This is a genomic window from Halovibrio sp. HP20-59, from assembly GCF_033052795.2.
Lineage (GTDB): Bacteria > Pseudomonadota > Gammaproteobacteria > Pseudomonadales > Halomonadaceae > Vreelandella.
Map to the genome: position 1 here is coordinate 258,744 of NZ_JAWJUW020000005.1, position 25,497 is coordinate 284,240.

The window sequence follows — 25,497 nt, forward strand, 5'->3', positions numbered from 1 at the left end:
CAAGCCGATTGAACCAATAGATTGAACAAATAAAAGGATCTTCGATGACCGCGTACTTTATCCAGGCGTTTATTTATCTTGTGGCGGCGGTGATTGCCGTCCCCTTGGCGAAACGCTATGGGCTTGGCTCGGTGCTCGGCTACCTGATGGCCGGCGTGGTCATTGGCCCGCTACTGGGGCTGGTGGGCCAGGAAACCACCACGATCCAGCACTTTGCCGAATTTGGCGTGGTGATGATGCTGTTTCTGGTCGGCATGGAGCTCGACCCCAAAGGCCTGTGGGCAATGCGCGTGCGACTGGTCGGTCTGGGCGGGCTGCAGGTGACGCTGACCACCGCCGCGGGAACCGCCATTGCCTGGTGGCTGGGGCTTGCCTGGCAAACGTCGCTGGCCATCGGCCTGCTGTTCGCGCTGTCCTCGACGGCAATTGTGCTGCAAACCCTGAGTGAAAAAGGCCTGGAAAAAACCGAGGGAGGCCGGAGCGCCTTCTCCGTGTTGCTGTTCCAGGATATCGCGGTGATTCCCATGCTGGCGTTGATTCCCCTGCTGGCGCTACCCGAGTTGATGGGCGCCGGTGGCGATCAAGCCAGTCACGCGAGCATCAGCCTGGTGGCGCATTTGCCCGGCTGGGCGCATGCCCTGGTGGTGGTCGCGGCGATCGGCAGCGTGATTGCCGGCGGTTACTACCTCGGCCCGAAACTGTTTCGCTATGTGGTGGGCTCGGGATTGCGTGAGGTGTTCACGGCCACGGCGCTGATGCTGGTCATCGGTATCGCTGCCCTCATGAGCCTGGTGAATCTTTCCCCGGCGCTGGGCGCGTTTCTGGCCGGTATCGTACTGGCCAACAGCGAGTTCAAGCATGAAATCGAAGCCAATATCGAGCCGTTCAAGGGGCTTCTACTGGGTCTGTTCTTTATCACCGTCGGCGCGGGGATCGACTTTCAGGTACTGGCCTCGCAGTGGGGCACGGTGCTGGCACTTGGCGTCGTGGTGATCGCTGTCAAGGCGACCATTTTGCTCGTCTTGGCGTTGCTGTTTCGGGTGCATGGCAGCAACGGCTGGCTATTTACCCTGAGCCTTGCCCAGGCAGGCGAATTCGGGTTTGTGCTGTTGACCTACAGCGTGCAGAACAGCGTGATTCCCGTCGAGATTTCCCAGGTGCTGTCGCTGGTCATCGCGCTGTCGATGTTCCTGACGCCGCTGCTGTTCATCGCCTACGACCGCCTGGTGCTGCCGCGCTATCGCCGGGTTAAAAATGACGGACGCGAGGCGGATACCATCGACGAACATGCGCCGGTGATCGTCGCGGGCGTGGGGCGTTTCGGTCAGATTATTTGCCGTCTGCTGCGTGCCAACAACATACCTATCGTCGCGCTCGACCATGAGCTCGAGCAAATCGAGAACCTGCGGCGGATCCATATCAAAAGCTATTTCGGCGATGCCACCCGTTCAGACCTGCTGGAAACCGCTGGTATCGAACAGGCGCGCTTGCTGGTCGTGGCCATTGATGACCGCAAACGCGCCGTTGAGCTGGTCAAGCACGTCAAGCATTACTACCCCCATGTATGGGTGCTGGCTCGGGCGTTTGACCGCGGCCATGGTTATCAGCTGCGCGAAGCCGGGGCCGATGACGTCATCAGTGAAACCTACCACTCGGCACTGGAACTGGGCGGCCATGCGCTGACGGCCATGGGAGTCCACCCCATGCGCGCCAAGCAGATGACCTGGGCGTTTGTGCAGAACGAGGATGCCCACGAGGACGAGCTTTTTGAAGCCTGGAAGGAGATCGAGGAAGGCATCACCTTCAGCCCTCGCTACGGTGAACTGTTTATGAAACTGGAAGAAGCGCTGAACAGCGCCATGCTGCAGGATTGGCCCGAGCCCCAACGTGAGGACGTACCGGTCTGGACGGCGCCTGAAGAGAATAAGTAATGAAACAAAAAATGTTAACAACAAGGAAGGTTAACTGCCGCCTTTTTAAAATAGACGGGGGGATTCCATTGTTGACTTACTAAGACAAGCATCGACGACTTGAACAACGCCTGACGGTCGATGTGGTGATGCCCTGGTTAAGCGCTATCTGAGGTCATTGGTCAGTCTAATAACCCGCAATTAGACGCTTATATAACCCACAATCGGACGCTAGAGAAACCCGCAATTGGACGCTGTAATAACCCGCAATTGGACGCTACTAGAGACAAGCTATGGATACCTCTTATCTGCCCCGGCTGATCCGTGATCGAGTGGTAGAGTCGCTTGCGGATACGCCGGTGGTGTGTCTGCTAGGACCTAGACAGGTGGGTAAAACAACGCTCGCACAACGGATAGACTCTGAACGCGCGTACCTGAACCTGGATGACCCAACGCTGCTGGCGGCCGCACAGCAGGATCCGTTGGGTTTCATTGAGGGCCTGCCGGAGCGCAGCACTCTGGACGAAGTGCAACGCGCTCCCGAGCTGCTGCTGGCGATCAAGTCAGTGGTTGACCGCGACCGCCAGCCGGGGCGTTTTCTACTGACGGGGTCAGCCAATTTACTACTGCTTCCTAAGGTTCAAGACTCTTTAGCAGGCCGTATGGAAGTCATTTACCTACACCCGCTGGCCGAGCAGGAGAAGCGCGTTAGTGAATCCACCTTGCTGGCCAAGCTGATAGCGGGACAGCTGGCCGCCAAGATAGTGCCAGATCACAAGTCGCTGCCCGCCACGCCAGAGATTATCTGTCAAGGCGGCTACCCTGAGCCCAACCGTCGAGCGCCCAGCCGGTCTCGTCAATGGTATCGCCAATATCTCAATGCCATTATTCAGCGCGACGTGAAGGACATCGCGGCCATTCAAGATGAGGATGGCATGCTGCGGTTGATGGAACTGTTGGCTTACAGAACGGCCAGCTTGCTCAACGTTAGCATCTTGAGCAAAGAACTAGGGCTGGAGCGGGGCACGGTTTCCAAATATCTGAGTATTCTGGAGCGCCTCTTTTTGATTCGTCAGCTACCCGCTTGGCATCGCAATCAAGCTAAGCGGCTTATCAAGAGCCCTAAGCTACACTTGGTAGATACCGGCCTTGCGGCTGCGCTAGGGCGGTTATCCTTCGATCAGTGGTTGACGGAAGCGGAGCGTTTCGGTGCCCTTCTGGAAACTCATGTGGTTGAGCAACTTATGGCCCAAGCCTCTTGGGTCGAGCCCGAGCTGCGCTTTTCTCACTACCGCGACAAAGATCAGGTTGAGGTAGATATTGTCATTGAACGCGGTCAGGCACTCTGGGGAGTCGAGGTCAAGCGCTCTGCTACCGTTCAGGCTAAGGATGCTGCAGGGCTCGCTCGACTCGCTGATCAAGCAGGCGAGCAGTTTCAAGGTGGCATGCTGATTTATACCGGGCGCCACTGTGTGAAGCTAAATGTACCAGGTTGCTTTGCCGTCCCTATTAGCATGTTATGGGGGCAGTAGAGTGGGCAGCTTCCATCACTGAAATATTTTCAGTGGCATTGAGCGCGCGTTTTGTCGCTGTTGAAAACAAGCGCAAATATTGAAGCGATATTACCCGGCCGGGCGTCGCATAACGGTCATCAATAACCCGGCGCCAATCAAGCTGCCGGCGCCGCAGCGGTGTAGCAGTCGCCGAAACTTGGAGGTCATTAGCTGTCGGCTAGTCGTCGACAACAGTGTGTAGCTGAGATCCGAGATGACGCCCATCACAAGAAACGTAGCAAACAAAATCGCCAACTGCGGAGCTAGGGGTTGAGTTTGATTAATAAACTGCGGCATGAATGCCATGAAAAACAGAATGCTTTTGGGATTCAGGAGCGTCACCCAAAATGCCTTCGCGGTGCCTTGCTTGACGTTGGCTCCTGAGGTTTCCAGGTCGTTCAATTGGCCGGATTCGCGCCACATCTTAATACCCAGATAAAGTAGATAGAGAACCCCTAGCCATTTAACCATGGCGAATAGCTCCGCAGATGCCATCAGCAGAGCGCCGACGCCTGCAAACGAGAGTGACATGGCCACCAGATCACCTAAGAAAAAGCCAGGCAACATCGCCAGTGCGGCTCTACGGCCTTGATTGATGCCGGTCATTACCAACAAGGCAACGGCGGGGCCGGGAGATGCGATGATCAAAAACGACGCCAGCACAAACGATAGCCAAAGCTCAATCGACATAGTGATAACCTTCCAATTGTTGAATTATTGACTATATCTTGCGTCACTAGAACGGACAAAACGCCAACCGTCCATGCAATGACGAGATGGCCTGTGAGGAGTAGCTGTAGGTATTTTTAATTTAATCATTAACTCATTGCTTTTTGAAAAAGTTGAAATTCAAAATGGTAGGTGCAATGAGGCGCTCAGCATATTGAGATGATTAAGCGTCGGGGCGTCGATGCGCTCGTACTCTAGGCGGCTGACCAGGCGGTTGATTGTTATGGTGGCGCCGAAGCCTTGCAACATCGCGGTGCCGCTTTCGTCGGCGCCTTCCCGGTAGCTTTCGCCGCGCCATTCGGTGATACCAGATTTCGCATAAACGCTAAAGGCGCCCATGCGAACACCGGCAACAAGCGCGCCGCCCAAGCTCAAGGTATCCATAACCAGTGGGTAAACATTGGCGTCGATGGTGACCTCTTCGCTTTCCCGGTAGGCGATTTCGGCACCAATATCCAGCTGGGGGAGCCGCCAGGGGCTAAAGCCTGCAGTGACTCGAAAGCCGCTGGTATAGTTATCAAGGCTTTGGAGGTCGCTACCTTCTAAGATAACGCCGTTATCCAACTGCATAAACTTGCTGTCAGGGGCGGTATAGGCCATCACCGGCATATTATCGTCGGCGAAGCAGCTGAGCAGAGGCGCTGAGCAACAGGCGGAGAGGCAGAGCAGGTTGCTTGCCAAGCGTTTGATTGGCATTTTTTTCACCTAGAAGGAGAAGTAAAAGTACCCTAAAAGTACCCTATAGAGAGTAGCAACTGACCTTGGTTTCTACCAATGTAATTGCGCCTTTTTTAGTTTAGGGGCTTCCCATCAGCGCAAAACGTTCGCTGTGCCCGGCTTTCTCGTGACTGAATAACTAGTTGTCCAGCCCCAACTCCTCAATCGATATTTCGCGCATCTTGAACTTCTGAATTTTGCCGGTGACGGTCATGGGGAATTCATCGACGAATTTGAAGTAGCGGGGAATCTTGAAGTGGGTGATCTTGCCCTTGCAGTAATCGCGCAGGTCTTCGCCGCTAATCTCGTGGTCGGTACCGTTGAGTTTGACCCAGGCGATCAGCTCTTCACCGTATTTCTTGTCTGGCACGCCGGTGACCTGGACGTCAGAAATGGCCGGGTGGGCGTAGAGAAATTCCTCGATCTCCCTGGGATAGACGTTTTCGCCGCCGCGAATCACCATGTCCTTGATCCGGCCAACGATCTGGACATAGCCCTCGTCGTCCATGGTGGCCAGGTCGCCGGTATGCATCCAGCCAGCCTCGTCGATGGCCTCGGCGGTGGCTTTTTCGTTGTTCCAGTACTTCAGCATGATGCTGTAGCCGCGGGTGCACAGCTCGCCAATTTCACCGCGGGGCAGAATGCCGCCCTTACCGGGGTCGACGATTTTGGTTTCCTGATGCGGCTGGGTACGGCCGACGGTCGAGACACGTTTTTCAATGCTGTCGTCGGCACCGGTCTGGGTCGACACCGGGCTGGTTTCGGTCATGCCGTAGGCAATCTGTACGCCTTTCATGTTCATCTTGCTGATCACCTGCTTCATGATTTCGGCCGGGCAGATCGACCCCGCCATGATGCCGGTGCGCAGCGTCGACAGATCCGTGCTCGGAAAATCGGGATGGTCCAGCTCGGCGATAAACATGGTGGGCACGCCAAACAGCGCGGTGGCTTTCTGCTCCTGCACCGCCTCGAGCACCTTGCCGGGGTCAAAGCCCTCGTCCGGGTAGATCATCGCCGCGCCGTGGGTCATGCATCCCAGGTTGCCCATGACCATGCCGAAACAGTGATACAGCGGCACGGGGATCACCAGGCGGTCTTCGCTGGTAAAGCCCATGCTTTCGGCGACAAAGAAGCCGTTGTTGAGAATGTTGTGGTGGGAAAGCGTAGCGCCTTTGGGGAAGCCGGTGGTGCCCGAGGTGTACTGAATGTTGATCGGGTCATCGAACTGCAGCGTGGCCTGGAGGTCGTCGACGTCGGTCTGGCTGACCTGATTCGCTTCGTCCATCAGGTCAGCCCAGCGCCACATGCCGTTGTGCTTGTCGGCGCTCAGGTTGATCACGCACTCGAGGTCGGGCAGTTTTTTTGACGTCAGTTTGCCCTCGGTGCTGGCCTTGAGCTCGGGGGCCAGTTCATACAGCATGCCGCTATAGTCCGACGTCTTGAAACTGTCGGCCGTGACCAAAAAGCGCGCACCGGACTGGTTGAGCGCATACTCAAGCTCGTGGGTGCGGTACGACGGGTTGATGTTGACCAGAATCGCGCCGATTTTAGCGGTGGCGAACTGCGTCACCGTCCACTCGCTGCAGTTGGGTGCCCAGATGCCTACCCGGTCGCCTGGCTGGGCGCCAATGGCGAGTAGGGCACGGGCACAGCGATTGACTTCTTCCTTTAGCTCGCGGTAGCGCCAGTGAATGTTCTGGTGGAGCACGATCAGCGCGTCGTTATCGGGGTACTGCGCGGCGATCTGGTCGAATTTATCGCCAATGGTCATGCCCAGCAGGGGCTTATCGGCGGTACTGCTGGTGTAGCTTGGGAGGGTAAGTGCAGGTGATGCCATGGTATCTCTCCACATCTTATTGTCTTGTCCGAGCGGATAGGCAGCGACGGTTTGTTATTGATTATGCGCTTGTGCGGCCTTTGGCCAGGGCGACTTTTGAGCCGGGTTTGCGCCCCAGCTCAAAGGTAATCCAGTAGCCGGTATCAATCACCGCCTGCAGGTCAACGCCGGTATCGATGCCCAACCCTGCCAGCAGATAAAGCACGTCTTCAGTGGCCACGTTGCCCGAGGCGCCCTGGGCATACGGGCAGCCGCCGAGCCCGGCGGTGGATGCATCAATTACGCTGACGCCTTCTTCCAGTACGGCATAGAGGTTCGCCAGCGCCATGCCGTAGGTATCGTGGAAATGCGCCCCCAGAAATTCGATGGGCACCTGCTGGCGGGTTGCCTCGAGCATGCGTTTGGCGGCCAGCGGGGTGCCCACGCCAATGGTGTCGCCCAGCGATATTTCGTAGCAGCCCATCTCATACAGCGCTTTGGCAACTTCGGCCACTTTGTGGGGCGCAATTTCGCCTTCGTAGGGGCAGCCCAGTACGCAGGAAACGTAGCCTCGCACGCGCACGCCAGCATCGTTGGCGCGTTCGAGCAGCGGCGCAAAGCGCGCCAGGGACTCGGCAATGGAGCAGTTGATATTCTTTTGTGAAAACGTCTCAGACGCCGCCCCGAACACGGCGACTTCCTCAACGCCCGCCGAAAGCGCGTTCTCCAGGCCCTTCAGGTTAGGTGTCAATGCCGAATAGACCACCCCCGGCCGACGGTTGATGCCGGTCATCACCTCGGTGGCATCGCCCATTTGCGGCACCCATTTGGGCGAGACAAAGCTGGCGGCTTCGATGTGCGAGAGTCCCGCTTTGGCGAGCCGCTCAATCAGCGCCATCTTGGTCGCGGTGGGCACGATGTCCCCCGGCTCGTTCTGCAAGCCGTCCCGGGGAGCCATTTCAAACAGTTTCACGGACGTCGGCAGCGCCATGGGGTAGCTCCTATTCGCTGGGGGTAAAGTCGAGCAGCACGTCGCCCTGGCCGACGGTATCGCCTGCCTGGAAGTGGAACGACGCCACGCTGCCATCGGCCGGGGCGGTCATGGTGTGCTCCATCTTCATGGCTTCCATGACCATCAGCGGCATGCCTTTCTCGACGCTGGCGCCAGGTTCCACGAGCAGGGCGACCACGGTGCCGTGCATCGGTGCGGTGAGGGTCGACTCGGCCTCATGGTGGCCATGGTCGATGGCGTCGATGCGCCGCCAGAACAGGCGCGTTTCACCCCTCGGGTCGGCCATCACCACCACGTGCCCATCGCGGCGTGCCTGCAGCCGGCGACGGTGGCCGTCCAGCGTGACCGCGACGGCATCGCCGCTGAGCGGCTGCAGGCTGGCGGTCAGGGTTTCGTCGCCGATGGCGAGGTGCCAAAGCGCCTCGCCGGCGCTGCGCTTACCTTCAACAATGACCACCGCCTCATCGCTGTCAGCGGCTTTGACATCTGCCGGGTCGCAAAGCGCAATGCGAATGGTATGTGGCGCATTGAGTCGGAAACCGTCGTGGCGGTCCCAGGGCGAGTTGCTCTCGCATTCCTGGGAAAGCTGATGCAGACCAATCAGCGCCGCGCTGGCGTAGGCTTCTCGGTCGTAAGTACGAGGGGCAAACAGCGTCGCCTCGTTGCGCTCGATAAAGCGCGTATCCAGTTCGACGTTCTTAAGCCCCGTGTTCTTGAAGCCGGGATGGGTCGCCAAGCGCAGCAAAAAGGCGCGGTTGGTCACCACGCCCTGAACGTCGAGTGCCGCCAGGGCGCGGTTAAGGGTCGCCAGGGCAGCGTCGCGGTCAGCGCCGTGAACGATCAGCTTGGCGAGCATGGGGTCGTAGTGCATCGACACCGTATCGCCGCTTTCCACGCCGCTATCCAGGCGTACTTGATCGCCGCTTAGACCCGCACCCTCCAGATCCAGCGCGAAACGCGTCAGCAGGCCGGTGGCGGGTAAGAAATCCTGATCCGGGTCTTCGGCGTAAATGCGCGCTTCAAAGCTATGCCCGGTGATGGTCAGTGCGTCTTGAGAGCAGGGCAGGGGTTCGCCCATGGCGACGCGCAACTGCCATTCGACCAGATCCTGGCCGGTGATCATTTCGGTGACCGGGTGCTCGACCTGGAGACGGGTGTTCATCTCCATAAAGAAGAACGACCCGTCCGCATCCAATAAAAACTCGATGGTGCCGGCGCCCACATAGCCGATTTCCTGGGCGGCGCGCACGGCGGCGTCGCCCATGGCGCTGCGCAGCTCGGCGGTCATGCCGGGGGCGGGGGCTTCTTCAATGACTTTTTGATGACGACGCTGCACGCTGCAGTCGCGCTCGAACAGGTAAACGCCGTTGCCGTTGCAGTCGCAGAACACCTGGACTTCCACGTGGCGGGGCTTGACCAGATATTTCTCGATCAGCATGCGATCGTCGCTAAAGGCGGCCCTGGACTCGCGTCGGCAGCCGTCCAGAGCGGCCTGAAAGCCATCCCCCGATTCGACGACGCGCATCCCCTTGCCGCCACCGCCGGCGCTGGCTTTGAGCATGACCGGGTAGCCGATCTTGTCAGCCTCGTCGCGCAGCAGGGCGTCACTCTGGTCGTCACCGTGGTAGCCGGGCACCAATGGCACGCCCGCGTTGGCCATGCGTGCCTTGGCGGCGGATTTATCGCCCATGGCGGCGATCGCCGAGGCGGGCGGGCCGACAAAGGTAATGCCCGCTTTTTCCAGGGCGTTGACGAAGTCGCCGTTCTCGGAAAGAAAGCCGTAGCCGGGGTGAATCGCGCCGCTGCCGGTGCGCCTGGCGGCCTCAATGACCGCCTCGACGTCGAGGTAGCTTTCCCGCGCTGGGGCAGGGCCAACGCGAATGGCTTCGTCGGCTTCGCGCACGTGGCGGGCGCCGGCATCGGCGTCAGAGTAAATGGCGACGGTTTTTAATCCCAAACGGCGCGCGGTGCGCATCACCCGGCAGGCGATTTCACCGCGATTGGCGATCAGCAGCGTATCAAAGGGCGTCGTGCGAACGGCGCTTTCGTGTTTTTTCATGAGCGACGCTCCGACGCGTGGGGTGTGTTATTAGAATCGGCCCAGACGGGGCGGCGCTTTTCAAAGAAACTGGATAAACCCTCTTGCCCTTCTTGGCTTACCCGCAGCTTGGCGATCACCTGACAGGTCTGTTCGCGAGTGTCGTCACTGTCAGGCGCTTGAGCGACCGTGGCCATCAGCGCCTTGGTGGCGCGCTGGGCTTGGGGCGATGCGGCTAATAGGATTGCCAGCATGGTGTCCACTTCGTCGTCTAGCTTGTCGTGCTCCACCACCAGATGGACTAAACCAAGCGCGAGCGCTATGTCGGCGTCCATGACTTCTGCGCTTAACGCATAGCGGCGCATCTGTCGCTCGCCCAGGGCCCGCTGCACGTAAGGGCTGATAACCGCGGGCGATAAGCCTATTTTGACTTCAGAAAGGCAGAATTTAGCGCTACCCGAGGCGATCACGATGTCGCAGCAGGCGGCCAAGCCCACCGCGCCGCCGAAGGCCGAGCCTTGAACGCGGCAAACCGTAGGGCAGGGGAGCGTGTCCATACTGTGCATCAGCGAGGCGAGCTTGCGCGAATCGGCGAGGTTATCGTCAAGATCGTAGTCGACCATGCGCTTCATCCAGTTCAAGTCCGCCCCCGCCGAGAAGCTCTTGCCTTCGGAGCCGAGCACCACCACGCGCACGTCGCCCGCCTCCGCAAGCAAATGCAGCCGGCTCAAGTGAGCATTCAGCTCGGCAATCAGGCGGTCGTCAAAGGCGTTATGCACCTCAGGGCGGTTCAGGGTTAGCCAGGCGATGCCGTGGTCGAGCGTTAGTGTCGAATAAGCCATTCTCATTACCCCTTACATCCGGAACACGCCAAAGCGCGTCTCTTCTATTTCTGCGTTCATGGCCGCAGCCAAGGAAAGCCCCAGTACGTCGCGGGTTTGCAGCGGGTCGATCACGCCGTCGTCCCACAGGCGAGCGCTGGCGTAGTAGGGGTGGCCCTGGTGCTCGTACTGTTCGCGGGTGGGTTTCTTGAAGGCTTCTTCCTCCTCCGGCGTCCACTCGCGGCCCTCGCGCTCGTACTGCTCGCGTTTCACCTGAGAAAGCACGCCCGCTGCCTGCTCACCGCCCATCACCGAAATACGCGCGTTGGGCCACATGAACAGCAGGTGGGGGTCATAGGCGCGGCCGCACATGCCGTAGTTACCCGCGCCAAAGCTTCCGCCAATCAGCACTGTGTACTTGGGCACCTTGGCGCAGGCCACCGCGGTGACCAGCTTGGCGCCGTGCTTGGCAATGCCTTCGTGCTCGTACCTGGAGCCGACCATGAAGCCGGTAATGTTCTGCAGGAACACCAGCGGAATCTTGCGCTGGGCGCACAGCTCGATAAAGTGCGCGCCTTTTACCGCGCTTTCAGAAAACAGCACGCCGTTGTTGGCCACGATGCCCACCGGGTAGCCGTGAATATGGGCAAAGCCGGTAACCAGCGTATCGCCGTAGTAGCGCTTGAATTCGTCGAAGTCGGAGTCATCGACGATGCGGCCAATGACTTCGCGCACGTCGTAGGGCTTTTTCAGATCGGTGCCGACGATGCCATACAGCTCGCCGGGGTCGAGTCTGGGTGGCTTGGGCGCCTGCATGGCCAGCTGGCCGCGCTTCTGCCAGTTGAGCCGTGAGACGCAGGCACGGGCAAGCTGCAGCGCGTGGGCATCGTTTTCCGCGTAGTAATCGGCCACGCCGCTGACCTTGGCGTGGACATCGGCACCGCCCAGGTCTTCAGCGCTGATGTTCTCGCCGGTGGCGGCTTTTACGAGCGGCGGGCCGCCGAGGAAAATCGTGCCTTGCTCTTTGACGATGATCGACTCATCGGCCATGGCCGGCACATAGGCGCCGCCCGCGGTGCACGAGCCCATCACCACGGCAATTTGTGGAATGCCTTCGGCGGACAGGGTCGCCTGGTTGTAGAAGATGCGCCCAAAGTGGTCGCGGTCGGGGAAAACTTCGTCCTGGCGGGGCAGAAAGGCGCCGCCGGAATCGACCAAATAAATGCACGGCAGGCGATGCTTGCGGGCGATTTCCTGGGCGCGCAGGTGCTTCTTGACGGTCAGCGGGAAGTAGGTGCCGCCTTTCACCGTGGCGTCGTTAGCGACAATCACGCACTCCACGCCGGAAACGCGGCCAATGCCGGTGACCACCCCGGCGGCGGGCACATCACTTTCATAGAGGTGATGAGCGGCCAGCGCGGAAAATTCCAGAAACGGCGAGCCTTCGTCAATCAGGTGATCGATGCGGTCGCGCACGAACAGCTTACCCCGGCTTTCGTGGCGCTCGCGGGCTTTGGCGCCGCCGCCCTGGGAAATGGCCGCGGTAAGTTCGCGCAGCTGGCTAACGTCCTTGCGCATCGCCGCTTCGTTGGCCTGAAAGACATCGCTGCGAGGATTGATCTGGGTTTTTAAAGTGCTCATGGCGCGACCCTACTGATGTTTGTTAAAGGCTTTCGTTGAAGAGTTCGCGGCCGATCAGCATCCGCCGGATCTCGCTGGTGCCCGCGCCGATCTCATACAACTTGGCGTCGCGCAGCAGTCGCCCGGTGGGGTACTCGTTGATGTAGCCGTTGCCGCCGAGCAGCTGGATGGCATCCAGCGCCACCTGGGTAGCCTTTTCGGCGCAGTAGAGAATCACCCCGGCGGCGTCCTTGCGGGAGGTCTGGCCGCGGTCGCAGGCGCCCGCCACGGCATAAAGATAAGCCCGGCAGGCGGTCAGGGTGGTGTACATGTCGGCAACTTTGCCCTGTACCAGCTGGAACTCGCCGATCGACTGGTTGAACTGCTTGCGCTCGTGGATATAGGGGAGCACGACGTCCATGGCAGCCTGCATGATGCCGATAGGGCCGGCCGCGAGCACGGTGCGCTCAAAATCCAGGCCGCTCATCAGTACGCGAGCGCCTTTACCTTCGTCACCGAGAATGTTTTCAGCGGGAACGGCGCAATCCTGGAACACCAGCTCGCAGGTGTTGGAGCCGCGCATGCCGAGCTTGTCGAGTTTCTGGGCGGTGGAGAAACCGGGCATGCCCTTTTCGACAATAAAGGCGGTGATGCCTTTGGAGCCGGCGTCCGGGTCGGTCTTGGCGTAGACCACCAGCACGTCCGCATCCGGGCCGTTGGTGATCCACATCTTGTTGCCGTTGAGGATGTAGTGATCGCCATCTTTCTTGGCTCGCAGCTGCATGGAAACTACATCCGAGCCCGCACCGGGCTCTGACATGGCCAGCGCCCCTACATGGTCGCCGCTGATCAGCTTGGGCAGGTATTTGGCCTTCTGCTCGGCGGAGGCGTTGATCTTGATCTGGTTGACGCACAGATTGGAGTGGGCGCCGTAAGACAGTGCGACGGAGGCGCTGGCGCGGGAGATTTCTTCCATGGCAATACAGTGAGCGAGATAGCCCATGCCACTGCCGCCATCCTCTTCAGAAACGGTAATACCCAACAACCCCATATCGCCAAACTTCTTCCATAAATCATTGGGGAATTCGTTGTTACGGTCGATTTCGGCAGCACGGGGGGCAATCTCACTGGCCGCAAAGGCATTAACCTGCTCACGCAGCATATTCAGTTCGTCATCGAGGCCAAAATTAAGTTCTGAGTAGTGTGAAAACATGGTCAATCACCTGTTGTTGTTAGCGCGTTTTGTCTTTCCTCTGGCTCTTTTTCGTCTAGCTCTTCTAATGCTTGTCGGCAGCGAATTTCTGCGCTCTCAAGCTCGAGCTGAACCATAGCGATATCTTTCATTTGCTGGTCGAGGGCCGCCCGGCGTTCGGCAATCTTGCTGAGCATCAAATGCAGCTGCTTTTTACTGCCGCTGCGGGTTTCATCCCAGAGTTCAAACAGCTCGCGGATTTCGGCCAGCGAAAGCCCCAGCCGCTTGCCGCGAATGATCAGTTTCAGGCGCACCCGGTCTTGGCTGCTGTAGATACGGGTTTGCCCCCGGCGGGTCGGGTGTAGCAGCTCCTGATCTTCGTAAAAACGGATGCTGCGGGTGGTCAGATCAAACTCGTTGGCCAGTTCGCTGATTGAATAGGTTTTGCTCATGATCGAGATTCTCTTAAAAGGGCATCGTTCTTAAGGACTGTCTTCAAGGACTGTCTTCAAGGACTGTCTTCAAGAACCGTCCTCAAGAACCGTTGCTAAGAATCATTCCTAAGACATGCGCCTGTTGGATACTGCCATTGAGGCTAAAATAAGTTTACGTAAACGTAAAGCAATAGTTGGTAGCGGTTGAAAAGCACTGTAATCGTCTAAGTGTCTGATATTTATATTCTGACGAGGCCGGTTGGCTCAGGGGTCTAACGCTAATCGACTAAAGTTGTAATTGTAGTGCTATAGATAGCGTTGCTAGCTTGCAGGCCTACCTTACGTATAGGTAAAGCAGTAGCAGTTGATTGCTTTACCTGTAGAGATTGGCAAATCGATAAAGGCTGTGTGCTTGTGGAGCAGTACTTTCACTTCACAGCGCCGTTGTTCCTTCATGCCCAGTTGGGGTTCACTTTACAAAAGTTGCCACAATCCCAAAATTAACCCTGGAATAACGGCAATAACCATATAAACAACAAAACGGTAGTGCAATTTAATACCGGCAACCGTGGCAAACATTACACCTTTAAGTAACGTGTTGCTGGCACAGGCCAATATGATCCCTATTGCTGCAGTAGCGTGAGAAAGCTCTCCTTGGGCCGAGCGTGACAATGATAAGGTAATTGCGTCAACGTCCATCAGCCCGGATATGATGGCTAAGCTATAAATGCCGGCGTCTCCAAACCAGTTTTTCATCCCTTCAGACAGAAGTAGTATAACGGCCAATAAAATACCAAACTGAATCGCTGTACCCAGCTGTAAAGGGTTGTTTATGGTCATGTCGGCAGCCTCGGCAGAAGACTTTCTTCTTTGTTGCCAGTACATAATAAATGTGACCGTTATTAACCCGGCGAACATTAATAAAATAGGTAGTAACAGCAGTGATAAAAGCGCTCGGTTAACGACGAAGACTTCAACTAGAACACGCGGAAACATAATGCTGCAGGCGAGTAACATGCCGCTGGCGTATATCATGCTGTTAGTATTGTTTTTTGCAAAACGCGCCATTGTTAATGTGACGGCAGTCGATGAGGCGAATCCCCCGGCGATAGCAGTAATTAATGTGCCACGCTGCTCGCCTAATAACTGCGTAAATAAGTAACCGATAAACGATAGGCCAGAAATCAAAACGACCATCCACCAAAGCCAGTAGGGGTTTAATGCTTGCCAGGGGCCGTAACCTTCGTTCGGTAGTAAGGGTAAAATAACTACCGAAATAAGCAATAAAGTAATTCCTGAGTAAAAGGTTTTTGGCGGAATATGTTTAAGCAATTTGTGCAGGTTTTTTTGTGGCCGAGAAAAGCAACAACGACGGCGCCACAGCTAAGTGCGGGAAGCGGATCACCAGAGGTAGCCCAAATTGCCAAAGCAAAGGTCAGCAGCATGGAAAACTCGGTCGTAATGCCCGCGTCGTCTGAGCGGTGGCTGTGGCTAATGTAAGATACTGAAATAAGCATCGCGACGACAACAAACCCGGTAACAATTAGCCAAACACCCCATTGCTCAGCCAAGATGGCAAAAATACCCCCGCTTAGCCCAATCAGGCTGAAAGTGCGTACGCCAGCAACGCGCGTACCTTCATCTTTTTCTCGACCGCTCCAGCCACGCTCAACACCTATCATCAAGCCCAGGGTGAGAGCCGCTAAAAGCGATAAGGCTAATTCCAATTGATTGTGCATTACCCTACATCCTTATTGGAACGTGTCGTTGCTGCCTAATTGAAAACTTTACTCGGTCTGTAATGCTTTGAGCAAGCTTTCACTTCTTAGTCATTATTTTAGTCGATAGCGTAAAATAAGACGAAATGGATATCTTTCTTCCGATGATTTTTAGACTTTATTCAGGGATTTATCCATTTGGGTGATGGTTAAATCTATTTTAAATCTGGAGCGCTGCAGGAGGTCCGCTTCAGCAATGTGAAAGGAATGAGTGGGGTGCTGAACTATTAATGATGAGCTTGCTGTTCGGCGGTTATATTGTTGAGCAAGTCGTCTTTACTGCCGCGTCTGTGTCTCCCCTTATTCATCTTGGTGTTGATGTACTTGATAAGCGACGATTGGCGCTTTGTTCCTATTCATTTATCCCTACGTCTAAGGTCGCAAGTGCGAGTATGTTGCTTATGGTCATGTAAATGGATAAGTTAACGTAAACGTCAATTGAAGCTGCTGCTGCATTACAACCACAGCTACAACTACAACAGCCAGTGCGCAAGCGCATTCCTGGAGAGTCGCCATGGATTTTGAGCTTAGTGAAGATCAGGTTGCGTTTGCCGATATGGCCCGCGCCTTTGCCCAAAACGAGCTAGCGCCCCACGCCGCCGAGTGGGACCGAGAAGCTTTCTTCCCAGTCGAGGTGATCCGTAAAGCTGGCGAGCTGGGTTTCTGCTCACTTTACGCACCGGAAAGTGTGGGCGGGTTGGGGCTTTCACGCTTGGACGCCAGCATCATTTTCGAGCAGCTGTCGATGGGCTGTACCTCTACCACGGCGTACCTGACCATCCATAACATGGTGACCTGGATGGTGGCCGATTTCGGCACGCCTGCCACCCTTGAAAAGTGGGGCGAGAAGCTTGCCACCGGTGAGCTGTTGGGCTCGTACTGTTTAACTGAACCCAATTCAGGCTCTGATGCCGCATCGCTAAAAACTACCGCCAAGCGTGACGGCGATGATTTTCTGCTCAACGGCAGCAAAATGTTTATTTCCGGCGCAGGCAGCACCGACGTTCTGGTGGTGATGGCGCGCACCGGCGGCGAGGGGGCGGCCGGGATTTCCGCCTTCGCCGTGGATGCCAACGCAGGCGGCATCAGCTATGGGCGCAAGGAGGAGAAGATGGGTTGGAACAGCCAGCCCACGCGTATGATTACGTTTGAAAACGTGCGGGTTCCTGCGCAACAAATGCTCGGCAACGAAGGCGATGGCTTTAAAATCGCTATGAAGGGTCTGGATGGCGGGCGTATCAACATTGCTACCTGTTCTATCGGCACTGCCCAGCAGGCGATTAATAAAGCGCGCGACTATATGCTGGAACGTCAGCAGTTCGGTAAGCGACTAGCCGAGTTTCAAGCGCTCCAGTTCCGTCTGGCTGATATGGTCACCGAGCTGGTCGCTGCTCGGCAATTGGTACGCATGGCAGCGACCAAGCTAGATGCGGGCCACGCAGATGCACCGACCTACTGCGCCATGGCCAAGCGCTTTGCCACAGACGTAGGCTTTAACGTATGCGATGAGGCGCTGCAGCTATACGGCGGCAACGGCTATATTAAGGAGTACCCCATGGAACGCTACGTGCGCGATACCCGGGTACACCGGATTCTTGAAGGCAGCAATGAAATCATGCGGCTGATCATCTCACGCCGGGTACTGGCTGAAGGGGCTACGGAGCTTTAGCGTCAGAGACGAGACAGCAGTAACAAACAAGGAATGCCGATGAGTAGCGTAGTGTTTATTGAACACCCCACCCACGATGGTCATGTAATCGCCGAAATTAAGCTCAATGCCGAGCGTTCGCTCAACGCGCTGACGCTGGAAATGATTGAGGAAATGCTGCCACGCCTGGCCGACTGGCGGGACGATGAACGCGTGGTGGCGGTACTGCTGGATAGCGCCGGCGACAAAGCGTTTTGCGCCGGTGGCGATGTGGTCAGCCTGTATAAAGCGATACAAGGCGAGGGCGACCCAAATTTCCCTACCCAGTTTTTTGAGCACGAGTATCGGCTGGATTACGCGCTGCACACCTACCCCAAACCGGTGATCTGCTGGGGCAGCGGCATTGTCATGGGTGGCGGTATGGGCCTGCTAAGCGCGAGCAGCCATCGTGTAGTGACCGAGACCTCGCGCTTGGCAATGCCGGAAGTCACTATTGGGCTTTATCCAGATGTGGGTGCCAGCTGGTTCCTGAACCGCCTGCCCAATGGCACCGGGCGATTTCTCTCCATGACCGGCAGTCAAATCAACGCCCCGGATGCCGTCCATCTGGGGCTGGCCGACCGGGCGATTGCCAGCTACCACCGTGATGCCTTGGTGCAACAGCTCACCGACGCCCGCTGGGGAAAAGGCGAGAGCACCGATGCCAACGGCGTGGTCAACCGCATTATGCGAGAGCTGGAGCAAACATCGCAGCCCGTGTTCGCTGAACTGGAAGCACCCGTTTACCAGCATTCACCGCTGATTCGCGAGTTGATGGACCACGACAGCGTCGAGCAAATCGTCTCGGCCATTGCGGCGGTAAAAAGCGACAACCAGTGGTTTAGCAAAGCACAGAAGACGTTGGCTCACGGTAGCCCGGTTTCCATTAAATTAATTGATGAGCAGCTCAAGCGTGCCAAGCACATGTCGCTGGCGGAGGTGTTTCAAGCCGAGCTGGCGCTTTCGGTGCAATGTTGCCGCCACCGCGAGTTCCCCGAAGGGGTGCGCGCGCTGTTGGTCGACAAAGACGGCCAACCCGCTTGGACGTACCCGGATGTGGCCTCGGTAGAAGAGCGCTTTATCAATCAGCTGTTAGCGTCTCCCTGGGCGAAAAGCCCGTTGGAAGATCTACGTTAACGCTATTAACCATCTATCAACCCATCATAAGGACAATACCAATGGCGACGATAGCATTTATTGGTTTAGGCAACATGGGCGGCCCCATGGCGGCTAATTTGCACAAAGCAGGCTTCAGCGTGCGCGCTTTTGATCTTTCTCCAGATGCCCTGGATACCGCTAAGTTAAACGGCTGCGAGGTAGCGTTCTCGGCACAGGAAGCTGCCGAGGGGGCGGATTTTGTGATCTCCATGCTGCCCGCCGGCAAGCACGTCATGGGCCTTTACGCGGAAGGTGACGCGCCGCTGTTCGACGTCATCAAACCAAGCGCGCTGGTGATCGACTGTTCGACCATCGATGCCGACACCGCCCGTCAGGTGGCCGCCATCGGTGCTGAAAAGGGTATTGGCTTTGTGGATGCGCCGGTGTCCGGCGGGGTAGGCGGCGCTCAGACGGGCACGCTGACGTTTATCGTCGGTGGCTCAGATGCCCAGTTCGAGCAGGCCAGGCCGGTGCTAGGCGCGATGGGTAAAAACATCTTCCACGCGGGCGACCACGGCGCCGGGCAGATTGCCAAGGTGTGCAACAACATGCTGCTGTCGATCCTCATGGCGGGCACCTGCGAGGCGATCAACATGGGCGTCAAGAACGGCCTGGATCCGGCAGTGCTGTCAGAAATCATGCAGCAAAGCTCCGGCGGCAACTGGGCGCTCAACGTGTATAACCCTTACCCCGGCGTGATGGAAAATGCCCCGGCCTCGAAGGGCTACCAGGGCGGCTTTCAGGTTGACCTGATGATCAAGGACCTGGGCCTTGCCATGGACGTCAGCCAGCTAAGCGCCTCGCCGGTGCCCATGGGCTCCGCCGCCCGCTCGCTGTTCACCTTCCACAAGGCCAACGGCAACGGCAAGCTCGACTTTTCGAGCCTGATGCGCTTTTATCAGGACAATGACAGCAACGCCTGATACGCAAGCGATGATGGGTTTGTCGCTCGAGACTAGCCGCGCTCGTCTTTGGGGGAGCCCATCACGATGAGAGTGGAAATGGCGCTGACATCAGGCTGGGTGCCGAGTACCTCGGTGTGAAAGCGCTTGTAGTTGGCGAGGTCTCGGGTTTCAACGCGTAGCAGGTACTCAAACGGGCCTGCAATGTTGTGGCACTCCGCCACTTCCGTCGCCACGGCCATCGCCCGTTCAAAGCCCTCCTGAGCCGCCTTGGTATGCAATGCCAGCCCCACCGTGACATAGGCCACAAAGCCTCTCCCCATCGCCTCTGGCGCTGTCATAACACGATACCCGAGGATGACCTCGTTTTTTTCAAGCTCTTGCACGCGGCGCAGGCACGCGGAGGCGGACAAGTTAACGCGCTTGGCAAGTTCAACATTGCTGAGGTTTCCATCGCGTTTTAGCTCGTGCAATATTTTCCTGTCAACTGAGTCTAATTTCATATTTTATTGTGAATAATGGTCATCTAAGTGGATATTAGGCGAAAAATTGCGGGTGTAAGCCGGTAAAATTCTACGCATACTTAATCAGAAGAGACAGCATCAATGAGCATATCGGTATTTGCTGCCTTAACGGCCTTTGCGTTTGTAACCACCGTGACCCCAGGGCCCAATAACCTAATGCTCATGGCGTCGGGCGCAAACTTCGGGTTCAAAAGAACCTTGCCGCACATGCTGGGCATTATGGTGGGCGTGAGTGTGATGGTACTGGTGGTAGGCGGCGGGTTGATGACGCTTTTTGATAGGTACCCGGTACTCAATACGCTGCTGCAAGCCGTTTCTATTGGCTATCTGCTTTGGCTGGCGTGGAAAGTAGCCAACGCCGCGCCGCTAAAAGCGACAGATGAAAAAGGCACGCCCATGACGTTTTTGCAGGCGGCTGCCTTTCAGTGGGTGAACCCCAAGGCCTGGGCGATGTGCCTTTCGGCGATTACGCTCTACGCGCCGGACCATACGCTTCTATCGGTCGTGCTGGTGGCAAGTGTGTTCGCTATGGTGAGTTTTCCCGCGATTTCGGTATGGGCCTGGTTGGGCCTGGTGGTGCGCCAATGGTTGACCAGCCCTCTGCGTAATCGAGCGTTTAATATCACCATGGCGTTGCTGCTGATTGGTTCGCTTTACCCAGTACTGGCCTAGGGCATTCGTGCTTAGCGAGCGTTCAGGTAGCTGGCCTCCAGCGTCGCTAAATCGGCATCCAGCACCTGCAGGACGTCATACGGCAAGCCATGGCGCTGGGCGTTCTCAATCAACGGCCCTAAAATCGCTTCGCGCTCGGTAGGGCGCTTGGCCTCCACATCCTGCAGCATCGAGGCCTTATTTCGGGCGGTGTTCTCCACCACTTGCCAAACCAACGCCAACCATGCGGCTTCGCCTTGCCCATCATTTGGCGGCTGAATGCCCTCAGCCTGCATGATCGCCGCGACTTCCTTCACCACCGCCTGGACACGGCCGGCATACGCCTCGCTACTCAGTTGACCGTTACGCACCCCGTGCAGCGCCACCAGCGGATTAATCGCGGCGTTTACCGCGAGCTTTTGCCATAGACGGCTACGAATATCGTCCACCGCTGTGGTGGCAAGCCCGGCCTGCGTGAGCGTCTCGGCAAGCGTTTGTGAAAGCTCTCCATACTGATGATTTAAATCACCCACAAACGTCGCCCCGCGCCCCGCGTGCACCACGCCGTTATCACTTGTTAAATACGCGCCTTCCGTGGTGGTCGCGCACAGCACCGGCCCCGGCCACGCTTGAGTAATACGCGGCTGCGCCAAAAAGCCGTTTTGCCACAGCACCAGCGGGGTAGTGGGGGAGATCACACTCGCGATGCTCTCAAGCGCCGCCTCAGCGGCCATCGCCTTGGTGGTGATATGCACAAAAGCGGGCGCTTCACGGGCGTCAGCCTCCAAATCGGCTACAGTGAGCGAATTGAGTAGACGACCCAGCGTCTTGCCTTCCGGCGTGGTCAGCGTTTGCTGCCCAGGCAGCGAACGGCGGCCAATCAGCGTGACAGCCGCCAGCGGCGTGAGCGAATGTGCCAACAGGCGACCAATGGCGCCGGGACCAAGTATCCAGTGGTAAGTCATTGTCGAATATGTCATCAGCATGTTATTCAGTTACGTCACGCGTTGCGCACACGGTTTCCCAAGCAGAAACCCAACAGCCCCAAAAGCGTGATTCCAGCGGTGGTCTGAAGTGTCGCCGTCCAGCGTAGCCAGCGCCGGGTCACATCGGCATCAAGCGAAGCGGTCATTGCTTGGGTACTGAACAGTAACGCATTCGTGACGCGTAACCAAAGTGGGTCGGTTGAGACGCCTGTAACACCCAGCGCTAGGTACGCCATGGCGAAGGCCATTACCACCGCCAACATCGCGCCCACCACGCGCAGCGGACTCTCGCCATAGCCGGCTACTAAGCCAGCCAGGGTGCCGTTAAGCCATCGCATGGTGCCAAGCACGATGCCCGGCGAGGTGAGTTCGCTTGGTCCCTTGACTCGCTCGCAACGCCGCCGATGAAGCACGTTGTCAGGACGCTGCGCCTGGGTTTCTAGCCGTCGTGCTTGATAATAGGCCCAGCCAGCGTCGCGGGTCGCTCCATTGGACGCCCAGTGCGCCGACAACGCACGATAAATATCGGCCGCCTCACGATGCCGCCGTGACAGGTGCAGTGGAGTTCGAGCGGGATCGTCGCCGCTCCTCAGTTCGGTCAGCTGTAAATGGAACTTTTGAAAATCGGTTTTGCGCTCCTGTAATAGGCCTGGACACTGGCCGTCGGCACTCGCGCTACGGCTCCCGGATCACCGTCTGCGACTCGGGCCAGCGGCGTCGGAAGCTCGACATTTGGCGGTGCCGGCGTGTCACGCTCGAGCAAGATCGCGGGAATTCCTAGCAGCCCTGCGCCGAGCACATCGTCGTAGGGATTGTCACCGATGTAAATCACCTGGCTGGGCGTGACGTCGAGCTCAACCAGGGCGCGCCGAAAAATCGCGGTATCGGGCTTGCAGGCCTTGACGTCGGAACTGGATATCACTCGTTCGAAATAGTCCCACAGCCTGGGCATGCGCAGCTCTGGTTCGGTTTAGGCACGCTTGGTGTTCGAGGCCATAGCCAAGCGAAAGCCGCGACAGGCGTCGAGCATCTCGAAGGTGCCAGGCCAGACATCGATCTGGCGGGTGGTGATCTGACGATAGACCAGTGCCAACTCGACGGCTAGCTCCCGACGTCGTACCTGGAAGACGCTGAGTTCGGTCAAAACGGCATTCCAGACGATGAGTGCGTCTACATCCGGTGGCTGACCGGGCGCTGCGGCAAGCTGTGCCTGCGTGACAGCCACATAGAGGCGCTTCAGTGCCTGTGGGGTGATCGCTATCTGACGATAGCGCAGCCAACCGGTGAGGTGCGCGAAAGTGGCATCATCAACGTGATCGCCGTCGAACAGCAACAGCGTTTTAAATACGTCGAATAGCAATACGGGAGGTTTTGAGACATTATCGTCAACGACTGGCATCGGTAAACTCGGTGACTAAATTTGGCTGGCGAAAGTGTATCAGCCATCGATGGCTTCAGCGTAGCGGTAAACGCTTTGTCCTCTAACGACCCTGAGCGGTCATTCTTGGAAATGCAGTAGGAGCGTGAATTTTGGCTATGCATTCTAACGGGAAATTAACAGATCAAGAATCAAAGGCTTGGGAGAGTCTGGTAGGCTGCATTTGCCGGAATGAATTGCCAGCACTTTCATTCAATCATAGAATGCGCCATCTAATACCTGTTAGAGGGAAACCATGAATAGCGCATGCCTAAAGGTCCCAGTACATCTCTTGAATGATAATGCGATTCCGACCTGTCTCCTTGGCTTCGTCGAGGCCGTTATTGGCACGCTTGATAGCGGCTTTTAAGATCTCGGCGATGTGCGTCACGTCGAAGGAGGCGGTAATGGTCATAGACGCATCGTCCTTCTCAATGGGCACTTGGGTTCAGGCTAAGCGATAGGTTTGACACCTACCGTCAAAGGAATTATCACTCGTTAATAATTTTGACCTACCTTAAGCAGTACACTATATATTAATACAATATGTGTCGAATATAATTTATTCCGCGAGTGATGTTCAGGGATATTGTTGATTTTTTTCAGTGAGTAATTGAAAGTATGATAAGTTTTTTATCGTTTGGCTTACGAAAATATATATGGTGGTTATTGGCAGTCTCGCTGAATTTGTTTGCTACAACGTTACAGGCGACTGAGACTGAGCCCGTCCCAAGCACTTTTGTTCCTTCACAAGATGAGTCTCCCATATTGATGATGGTGGATGCTCAGGCAGAACGTCGTTTCATTAGCCGTGCTGAAATTGAATCCTTGCCACTTCATGCCACAACTGTGCAGCACTTCAAAGGTCCGCAAGGAAGTTTTGCAGGCGTGTGGCTTAAAGATCTGTTGTCTGCACAAGATGTTGATGAAACGGCGACGCTGCGTTTCATCGCTCATGACGATTACAGCGCTTTTATAAATCCTGAAGAACGGGATTACCTTCTCGTTACCCGGCTCGACGGAGAGCCCTTAACGCTGACCGATTTTGGACCTACTATGCTGATTGTTCCGGCTGAGGCAGAGTTTGTTGAAGCGGGAACCGCCAATATGACCCATTGGGTCTGGTCGATTCGAGATATCATCGTCCAATGAAGTTGGGGGCCATCAAGTCAATAGGCTGGCAACTGGTGTTAGGTTTTTCTCTGCTGACGTGCATTATTGCCATTGCCATTGCGTTATATAATTTAAATGCTCGTCAGTACATGGGGTCTAATTACACCTCGCTAGCAGCAGTCGTTGTACGCTCTCAGTCTCATGCTGTTATGTTTCGAAACGCCCTGGAGGATTTGCGCGAACGCCCTGGAGACCCTGACGTTTTTAGTAGCCTGGAGAATCTTCTATGGCGAATACCCCAGCATATTGATGGGATCAGTTTTAGTCTGCAGAGCAATAAGCTTTCAAAATCAGATTATCACGCCTCTCTAGAAGAGTTACAGGAAGTTAAGAACCGTCTGTCTGATATGCGGCATCAGCTTGATGGAATTATCTCAGGCGACTCACCCGAAAAGTTTCTGGATCAGGGCCAAGTGATCGAAAATGACTTGGCGTTGACTTACAGCATCCTTGAAGGACTGGTGCATTCAGAAGCAGCCAAACAGCGTATTGTCATGGAGCGCCTGGGGGGCATTATATTGGTGCTGGTTTTTATGATCCTGCTACTAGTAGTGGGACTTTTAATATCGTTGTTTAGGCTCAAGCGCGAGCACCATAAGGTGATGCAACTTAGCCAGTTTGATGAACTAACAAAATTAGGCAATCGTCGCTATTTACTGAGTTTTGCAGAAAGCTTTTGTAAACAAAGCCAGCGCAGTGGTTGTCCGCTGGGTTTGATTCTTATTGATATTGATTATTTTAAATATATAAATGACACCTTTGGCCATCCTACCGGTGATCAAATACTTCAGGTATTAGCCGGAGCGCTAAAAGATGAAGCTCGCGAAATTGATGTGTTAGCTCGGATCGGAGGTGAAGAGTTCTGTGTTTTGATGCCGGATACAGATGTGGATGGTGCCATGAAACTAGCAGAACGTCTGCGTCAAAAAGTGAGCGATCTGACACAGCAACAATTAGGCGTTGCCACTTCAGTAACGGTGAGTGTAGGAGTGGCAATAGCATACCAAAACGAAGCTACCTTTAAGCATCTTTATGCGCGTGCAGACAAAGCCCTGTATCAAGCGAAAACTCACGGTCGCAATCGGGTGGTAGTCGGTTAGGGGCAGCATAGACCAGCCTGTTGTTATAGGCTTCAAAAGCAATTTATATTTTCTGGCTATGCTCAACAAATCACATAAAAATATTCCATTAGTCCGTGTTGATATTTCCCTAGTTTTATGTAGGCCAATATCTTTATCGATAAGTATTTTATCAGTTAGATAGTAAGCGATCCACAAAACACATCTACCGAAGCGTATCTTCGCTGATCACACTGGTGGTCTCTTTTGCTTTGGAGATCATCATGAGCCGTGAACTCAATCCCACTCAAGCCTTTTGGT

General features: G+C 56.1%; 25 protein-coding genes. 8 read left to right on the forward strand and 17 right to left on the reverse strand.

The features are described 5' to 3' along the window. Positions 1-44: 44 nt before the first annotated feature. Together RZA33_RS08415 and RZA33_RS08420 are read left to right on the forward strand one after the other, a co-directional pair. Positions 45-1,931, forward strand: a complete 1,887-nt coding sequence (locus RZA33_RS08415; protein ID WP_317507399.1) for a cation:proton antiporter — start codon at positions 45-47, stop codon at positions 1,929-1,931. Positions 1,932-2,203: 272 nt separating this feature from the next. Further along, positions 2,204-3,442 carry an ATP-binding protein gene (locus tag RZA33_RS08420; protein ID WP_317507400.1) on the forward strand — a complete coding sequence of 413 codons (1,239 nt, stop codon included), beginning with the start codon at positions 2,204-2,206 and terminating at the stop codon, positions 3,440-3,442. 90 nt (positions 3,443-3,532) lie between these two features. On the opposite strand, the gene RZA33_RS08425 is transcribed toward RZA33_RS08420, so the two are convergent. From RZA33_RS08425 to RZA33_RS08475, 11 genes are all read right to left on the reverse strand, one after another. Then, entirely contained in the window at positions 3,533-4,153 is a 621-nt protein-coding gene (locus RZA33_RS08425) for a LysE family translocator (protein WP_317507401.1), read from the reverse strand. Positions 4,154-4,312: 159 nt separating this feature from the next. Then, positions 4,313-4,888: a hypothetical protein gene (locus RZA33_RS08430; protein ID WP_317507402.1), complete on the reverse strand. Its 576-nt coding sequence runs from the start codon at positions 4,886-4,888 to the stop codon at positions 4,313-4,315. A 160-nt stretch (positions 4,889-5,048) separates the two neighbouring features. Beyond that, positions 5,049-6,746, reverse strand: coding sequence for an AMP-binding protein (locus RZA33_RS08435; protein ID WP_317507403.1), 1,698 nt, complete (start codon positions 6,744-6,746; stop codon positions 5,049-5,051). Between the two features lie 61 nt (positions 6,747-6,807). After that, positions 6,808-7,716 (reverse strand): hydroxymethylglutaryl-CoA lyase, encoded by a 909-nt coding sequence (locus RZA33_RS08440; protein ID WP_317507404.1) that lies wholly within the window; start codon positions 7,714-7,716, stop codon positions 6,808-6,810. A gap of 10 nt (positions 7,717-7,726) precedes the next feature. Beyond that, positions 7,727-9,796, reverse strand: a complete 2,070-nt coding sequence (locus RZA33_RS08445) for an acetyl/propionyl/methylcrotonyl-CoA carboxylase subunit alpha (protein ID WP_317507405.1) — start codon at positions 9,794-9,796, stop codon at positions 7,727-7,729. Further along, positions 9,793-10,617, reverse strand: a complete 825-nt coding sequence (locus tag RZA33_RS08450; protein WP_317507406.1) for an enoyl-CoA hydratase/isomerase family protein — start codon at positions 10,615-10,617, stop codon at positions 9,793-9,795. The genes RZA33_RS08445 and RZA33_RS08450 overlap by 4 nt, the downstream gene beginning before the upstream one ends. 12 nt (positions 10,618-10,629) lie before the next feature. After that, the gene (locus RZA33_RS08455) at positions 10,630-12,237 is read right to left on the reverse strand and encodes a carboxyl transferase domain-containing protein (RefSeq protein WP_317507407.1); all 1,608 of its coding nucleotides are present in this window, start codon (positions 12,235-12,237) and stop codon (positions 10,630-10,632) included. Between the two features lie 22 nt (positions 12,238-12,259). Beyond that, positions 12,260-13,429, reverse strand: coding sequence for an isovaleryl-CoA dehydrogenase (locus RZA33_RS08460; protein ID WP_317507408.1), 1,170 nt, complete (start codon positions 13,427-13,429; stop codon positions 12,260-12,262). 2 nt (positions 13,430-13,431) lie between these two features. After that, complete coding sequence (locus RZA33_RS08465; RefSeq protein WP_317507409.1) at positions 13,432-13,860, reverse strand: MerR family DNA-binding transcriptional regulator; 429 nt, start codon at positions 13,858-13,860, stop codon at positions 13,432-13,434. A gap of 456 nt (positions 13,861-14,316) precedes the next feature. Further along, positions 14,317-15,126, reverse strand: a complete 810-nt coding sequence (locus tag RZA33_RS08470) for a DUF4010 domain-containing protein (protein ID WP_317507410.1) — start codon at positions 15,124-15,126, stop codon at positions 14,317-14,319. Further along, positions 15,111-15,581: an MgtC/SapB family protein gene (locus RZA33_RS08475; protein WP_317507411.1), complete on the reverse strand. Its 471-nt coding sequence runs from the start codon at positions 15,579-15,581 to the stop codon at positions 15,111-15,113. The genes RZA33_RS08470 and RZA33_RS08475 overlap by 16 nt, the downstream gene beginning before the upstream one ends. A gap of 553 nt (positions 15,582-16,134) precedes the next feature. On the opposite strand from RZA33_RS08475, the gene RZA33_RS08480 reads away from it, so the two are divergent. From RZA33_RS08480 to mmsB, 3 genes are read left to right on the forward strand one after another with little or no spacing between them, the layout of a single operon-like run. Continuing rightward, positions 16,135-17,289 (forward strand): acyl-CoA dehydrogenase family protein, encoded by a 1,155-nt coding sequence (locus RZA33_RS08480; protein ID WP_317507412.1) that lies wholly within the window; start codon positions 16,135-16,137, stop codon positions 17,287-17,289. 39 nt (positions 17,290-17,328) lie between these two features. Beyond that, positions 17,329-18,444 (forward strand): enoyl-CoA hydratase/isomerase family protein, encoded by a 1,116-nt coding sequence (locus tag RZA33_RS08485; protein ID WP_317507413.1) that lies wholly within the window; start codon positions 17,329-17,331, stop codon positions 18,442-18,444. 41 nt (positions 18,445-18,485) lie between these two features. Next, positions 18,486-19,388 (forward strand): 3-hydroxyisobutyrate dehydrogenase, encoded by a 903-nt coding sequence (mmsB, locus tag RZA33_RS08490; RefSeq protein ID WP_317507414.1) that lies wholly within the window; start codon positions 18,486-18,488, stop codon positions 19,386-19,388. A 32-nt stretch (positions 19,389-19,420) separates the two neighbouring features. Here the strand turns inward: mmsB and RZA33_RS08495 are convergent, their stop codons facing one another. Continuing rightward, positions 19,421-19,870, reverse strand: a complete 450-nt coding sequence (locus RZA33_RS08495) for an Lrp/AsnC family transcriptional regulator (RefSeq protein ID WP_317507415.1) — start codon at positions 19,868-19,870, stop codon at positions 19,421-19,423. Positions 19,871-19,972: 102 nt separating this feature from the next. Between RZA33_RS08495 and RZA33_RS08500 the strand changes: the two genes are divergently transcribed. After that, entirely contained in the window at positions 19,973-20,563 is a 591-nt protein-coding gene (locus tag RZA33_RS08500; protein ID WP_317507416.1) for a LysE family translocator, read from the forward strand. A gap of 11 nt (positions 20,564-20,574) precedes the next feature. On the opposite strand, the gene RZA33_RS08505 is transcribed toward RZA33_RS08500, so the two are convergent. From RZA33_RS08505 to RZA33_RS08525, 5 genes are all read right to left on the reverse strand, one after another. Beyond that, complete coding sequence (locus RZA33_RS08505) at positions 20,575-21,507, reverse strand: 2-dehydropantoate 2-reductase (protein WP_317507432.1); 933 nt, start codon at positions 21,505-21,507, stop codon at positions 20,575-20,577. A gap of 35 nt (positions 21,508-21,542) precedes the next feature. Then, positions 21,543-22,040, reverse strand: a complete 498-nt coding sequence (locus RZA33_RS08510; RefSeq protein WP_317507417.1) for a hypothetical protein — start codon at positions 22,038-22,040, stop codon at positions 21,543-21,545. An 86-nt stretch (positions 22,041-22,126) separates the two neighbouring features. Further along, positions 22,127-22,480, reverse strand: coding sequence for an HAD family hydrolase (locus tag RZA33_RS08515; RefSeq protein WP_317507418.1), 354 nt, complete (start codon positions 22,478-22,480; stop codon positions 22,127-22,129). A gap of 18 nt (positions 22,481-22,498) precedes the next feature. Next, positions 22,499-22,927, reverse strand: a complete 429-nt coding sequence (locus RZA33_RS08520) for a hypothetical protein (protein ID WP_317507419.1) — start codon at positions 22,925-22,927, stop codon at positions 22,499-22,501. A gap of 289 nt (positions 22,928-23,216) precedes the next feature. Beyond that, positions 23,217-23,360: a hypothetical protein gene (locus tag RZA33_RS08525; RefSeq protein ID WP_317507420.1), complete on the reverse strand. Its 144-nt coding sequence runs from the start codon at positions 23,358-23,360 to the stop codon at positions 23,217-23,219. 206 nt (positions 23,361-23,566) lie between these two features. Here RZA33_RS08525 and RZA33_RS08530 point away from each other — a divergent pair, with 206 nt between their 5' ends. Together RZA33_RS08530 and RZA33_RS08535 are read left to right on the forward strand one after the other, a co-directional pair. Then, positions 23,567-24,097, forward strand: a complete 531-nt coding sequence (locus tag RZA33_RS08530; RefSeq protein WP_322976195.1) for a hypothetical protein — start codon at positions 23,567-23,569, stop codon at positions 24,095-24,097. Further along, a complete protein-coding gene (locus RZA33_RS08535; RefSeq protein WP_317507422.1) occupies positions 24,094-25,218 on the forward strand; it encodes a GGDEF domain-containing protein in 1,125 nt (374 codons plus the stop codon). Before RZA33_RS08530 ends, RZA33_RS08535 begins: the two co-directional genes overlap by 4 nt. The last annotated feature ends 279 nt before the right edge of the window (positions 25,219-25,497 follow it).

Excerpts from the sequence above, each read along its gene's own strand:
- RZA33_RS08505 (WP_317507432.1), bottom strand. The coding sequence starts at position 21,507 with ATGACTTACCACTGGATACTTGGTCCCGGCGCCATTGGTCGCCTGTTG.
- RZA33_RS08480 (WP_317507412.1), top strand. The coding sequence starts at position 16,135 with ATGGATTTTGAGCTTAGTGAAGATCAGGTTGCGTTTGCCGATATGGCC.
- RZA33_RS08520 (WP_317507419.1), bottom strand. The coding sequence starts at position 22,927 with ATGCCAGTCGTTGACGATAATGTCTCAAAACCTCCCGTATTGCTATTC.
- RZA33_RS08465 (WP_317507409.1), bottom strand. The coding sequence starts at position 13,860 with ATGAGCAAAACCTATTCAATCAGCGAACTGGCCAACGAGTTTGATCTG.
- RZA33_RS08440 (WP_317507404.1), bottom strand. The coding sequence starts at position 7,716 with ATGGCGCTGCCGACGTCCGTGAAACTGTTTGAAATGGCTCCCCGGGAC.
- RZA33_RS08530 (WP_322976195.1), top strand. The coding sequence starts at position 23,567 with ATGATAAGTTTTTTATCGTTTGGCTTACGAAAATATATATGGTGGTTA.
- RZA33_RS08485 (WP_317507413.1), top strand. The coding sequence starts at position 17,329 with ATGAGTAGCGTAGTGTTTATTGAACACCCCACCCACGATGGTCATGTA.
- RZA33_RS08525 (WP_317507420.1), bottom strand. The coding sequence starts at position 23,360 with ATGACCATTACCGCCTCCTTCGACGTGACGCACATCGCCGAGATCTTA.
- RZA33_RS08420 (WP_317507400.1), top strand. The coding sequence starts at position 2,204 with ATGGATACCTCTTATCTGCCCCGGCTGATCCGTGATCGAGTGGTAGAG.
- RZA33_RS08430 (WP_317507402.1), bottom strand. The coding sequence starts at position 4,888 with ATGCCAATCAAACGCTTGGCAAGCAACCTGCTCTGCCTCTCCGCCTGT.
- RZA33_RS08450 (WP_317507406.1), bottom strand. The coding sequence starts at position 10,617 with ATGGCTTATTCGACACTAACGCTCGACCACGGCATCGCCTGGCTAACC.
- RZA33_RS08445 (WP_317507405.1), bottom strand. The coding sequence starts at position 9,796 with ATGAAAAAACACGAAAGCGCCGTTCGCACGACGCCCTTTGATACGCTG.
- RZA33_RS08515 (WP_317507418.1), bottom strand. The coding sequence starts at position 22,480 with ATGCCCAGGCTGTGGGACTATTTCGAACGAGTGATATCCAGTTCCGAC.
- RZA33_RS08500 (WP_317507416.1), top strand. The coding sequence starts at position 19,973 with ATGAGCATATCGGTATTTGCTGCCTTAACGGCCTTTGCGTTTGTAACC.
- RZA33_RS08415 (WP_317507399.1), top strand. The coding sequence starts at position 45 with ATGACCGCGTACTTTATCCAGGCGTTTATTTATCTTGTGGCGGCGGTG.
- RZA33_RS08535 (WP_317507422.1), top strand. The coding sequence starts at position 24,094 with ATGAAGTTGGGGGCCATCAAGTCAATAGGCTGGCAACTGGTGTTAGGT.
- RZA33_RS08495 (WP_317507415.1), bottom strand. The coding sequence starts at position 19,870 with ATGAAATTAGACTCAGTTGACAGGAAAATATTGCACGAGCTAAAACGC.
- RZA33_RS08460 (WP_317507408.1), bottom strand. The coding sequence starts at position 13,429 with ATGTTTTCACACTACTCAGAACTTAATTTTGGCCTCGATGACGAACTG.
- mmsB (WP_317507414.1), top strand. The coding sequence starts at position 18,486 with ATGGCGACGATAGCATTTATTGGTTTAGGCAACATGGGCGGCCCCATG.
- RZA33_RS08425 (WP_317507401.1), bottom strand. The coding sequence starts at position 4,153 with ATGTCGATTGAGCTTTGGCTATCGTTTGTGCTGGCGTCGTTTTTGATC.
- RZA33_RS08435 (WP_317507403.1), bottom strand. The coding sequence starts at position 6,746 with ATGGCATCACCTGCACTTACCCTCCCAAGCTACACCAGCAGTACCGCC.
- RZA33_RS08475 (WP_317507411.1), bottom strand. The coding sequence starts at position 15,581 with ATGCACAATCAATTGGAATTAGCCTTATCGCTTTTAGCGGCTCTCACC.
- RZA33_RS08455 (WP_317507407.1), bottom strand. The coding sequence starts at position 12,237 with ATGAGCACTTTAAAAACCCAGATCAATCCTCGCAGCGATGTCTTTCAG.